Annotated in this window: 3 protein-coding genes; 2 read left to right on the top strand and 1 reads right to left on the bottom strand. The window is 66.1% G+C overall.

The genetic code is table 11. From position 1 onward, the window contains the following. The coding region (locus ACFE64_RS15505) for an acetolactate synthase large subunit (RefSeq protein ID WP_375393352.1) at positions 1-1,015 on the bottom strand (1,015 nt) is incomplete at its 3' end. Between the two features lie 272 nt (positions 1,016-1,287). On the opposite strand from ACFE64_RS15505, the gene ACFE64_RS15500 reads away from it, so the two are divergent. Beyond that, positions 1,288-2,229, top strand: coding sequence for a helix-turn-helix domain-containing protein (locus tag ACFE64_RS15500; protein ID WP_375393351.1), 942 nt, complete (start codon positions 1,288-1,290; stop codon positions 2,227-2,229). Between the two features lie 210 nt (positions 2,230-2,439). After that, positions 2,440-2,812: acyl-CoA dehydrogenase family protein (locus ACFE64_RS15495; RefSeq protein ID WP_375393350.1), on the top strand; the 373-nt coding region annotated here is incomplete at its 3' end.

Below are 2,812 nucleotides of genomic sequence, written 5' to 3'. Positions count from 1 at the left end.
CCGCGGCCAGCGCCTCGAGCGCCCGCACCTCATCCTCGTGCTCGTGCGACAGATATGTGATCGCGGTGCCGTCGGGCACGCACCAGCTCGGATAGTTCGGATAGGCGAAGGGGGCGACCGGGGGTTGCGCGCCGACCAGGATCAGGTCGGTCACCCCCGTCAGCGCGCGCACGGCATCCTCGGCGCGATACGGAACGCGGGGGATAGCCAGACGGCCGACGCCGCGCATGACCTTGCCCGTGGCCAGGTCCATCATCGGCCGGGCCCCCACGCGGGCGCAGATCCGTTCCAGCGCGTCCAGCCCGGCGATGTCCCCGGCCGCGCCACGGACGATGATGACGCTGCTGTCGCCGCGCGTCCGCAGAATCGACGCGACCCGCTCGACCGCGTCGGTGTCGACCGCGGCGGGAACTGCGGTCGGGAGAGGCGGACAGGGTCCGTCGGTAACGCCCCAGGCGGCATCGGCGGGGAGGATCAGCGTTGCGATCCGGCCCGGCTTTTCGAGCGCGGCGGCCACAGCGCGTGCCCCGTCCGCCGCGACCGTATGCGCGCTTGACGAAATGGTCAGCCAATCCGATGCCGGGCGCGCCAGCGCCGCGACGTCGGTCTTCAGCGGGCTGTCCCAGCGATTATGGTACGTGGCGTGATCCCCCACCACATTGACCACCGGGCTCCTCGCGCGCCGGGCGTTGTGCAGGTTGGCGATGCCGTTCGCGAAGCCCGGGCCGAGATGAAGCAGCGTGAGCGCCGGCACGCCGGAGATGCGGGCATAGCCGTCGGCCATGCCCGTTACCGCACCTTCGAACAATCCCAGCACGGGCCTGATCTCGGGCACCTTGTCCAGCGCCGCCAGGAAATGCATTTCGGACGTGCCGGGATTGGCGAAGCACAGCCGCACGCCGCAATCGGACACCGTTCGCAGCAGGCTTTCGGCGCCGGTCATAGTCGCGCGGTTGGCCCTCGGCCCGTGCATGACTTCGCTTTCCTTCAAATCTGGCGGCAAGCGGCGGCGCATCCGCGAACGCTCGGCGAACGGGTCTCGCTAGGCGCGCTTCGATCTCGCCGGCGTCGCATCAAATATTTTTCCCGCCAGGAAAGAAAGTTGCGCTAAACTCTTGCGTCGGGCGAAAGTTAGGCGATATATGTCGAGACCATCTTGCCTGCTTGCGACACCCGCAATTGTTGCAGCGAGACGGCAATGCAGGTTTTGACCATCACGCTGGCTCGAGCAAGGGTGCGACAAGATACCCTCAAGGCGTGAGGCAAGGAGATCGGGGAGACCACGCGATGATCGATTTCTCGACGGTCACGATGCGTCAGAACGAAGGGCGCGAGGCCTGGGGCGATCAGATCGCGGCGCTTTGCGGACGAGAGGCGTCTTTGCGCTTTTCAAGCGAAGGGTTCGAAGCCTCGATCAAGATGCGCGATGTCGGCGGCATCGGCATCGGTCATATCTTCCATAATGCGAGCGAGATCGCGCACGACAAGCGCGCGCTTGCCGGAGAGCGCTGCCGGCACATGATGCTGATCCTGCAGTTGAGCGGGCGCGCGATCGTGTCGCAGGGGAATACCGAGACCGAGATCGGCACGAACGACCTTGCCATCGTCGACACCTACCGGCCTTTCGTCTGCCGGTTCAGCGGCCGGACCCGGCAGCTTGCCGCCTATATTCCAGCGGCGGAGCTGATGACCCGTTGCCCGGCGAGCACGTTCGCACGCCCGCAACGATGGGCGGTGCGCGACGGCATCGGGGGGCTGGCACGTTCGACCCTGATAACGGTGGCACGCTCGATCGATCGCTTCGGTGACGGCGACGCCGTCCATGCGCGGCAGATGCTGATCGGCGTCGTCAAGCACATGATAGAGCGCGATCGCCTGCCGAAGGAGGATGCGCAGCATTTCCTGCCGGATCATCGCATCCGGGCGTTCATCGACGCCCATCTCGCGGACCCCGATTTGGGCCCGGCCCAGATCGCGGTCGGATGCGGCATCTCGATCAGGCGGCTGCACCGCTCCTTCGTCGATACCGAATGGTCGGTGTGCGAATGGATCCGCCATCGCCGGCTTGCAAGATGCCGGGAGGATCTGCTCGATCCGGTGAAAGACGGCTTGTCGATCACGCAGATCGCCTTCCGTTGGGGCTTTAACGACGCGGCGCATTTCAGCCGTTCGTTCCGCAGCGTTTACGATCAGTCGCCGCGTGACGTGAGGCGGCAACTCGCCGCATAGCAGCGGCGGCTCCCGCACCATTGTCGCGTGGCGACATCATGTCCGTCGCACGCAGGCAAGAGCCGGGGCGGAAAAGGATGCAATTGGCACCAGCGTCGTCCATCGGAGAGGCGCACGCGGCCAGCCGATCAAGCCGAGGTTTGTTGAGGAGGGGCTCGATGCACTTGCCATCACGCAGACGTGGGTTACGATCCAAGTGATGGGGGGCATGTGAACGCCGGCTATCTCGCGACGGTCGACGCGGTCCTGCGTCAGATCGAGCTGACGCCCGGTATCGATCGGCTGCGCGGCATCGACGGCGTTGACGACATGTTGAAGCCGGACATGATGGCGGCGATCCTTGAGCAGGCCAGCCGCTTTTCCACCGAACGTCTGACCCCCTTCGATCGTGCGGCCGACCGTGAGGGATGCGCGCTTCGGGATGGCCGCGTCGTGCTCGCTCCCGGACACGAGGAGGTCTGGGCGGACTTCCGCGATGCCGGCTGGGGCGCGGTCGATATCCCGGTCGCTTACGGCGGCCAGGGGCTTCCCGCGGCGCTCGCCATCCCCGTCCAGGAGATGTTCGATCGCGGCTCGGTGAGCT

It is taken from the genome of uncultured Sphingomonas sp. (genome assembly GCF_964250165.1).
In the GTDB taxonomy this organism is placed as follows: Bacteria; Pseudomonadota; Alphaproteobacteria; order Sphingomonadales; family Sphingomonadaceae; genus Sphingomonas.
Note: the sequence above shows the minus strand (reverse complement) of the source record. Positions and strands in the feature narration are given on the sequence as shown.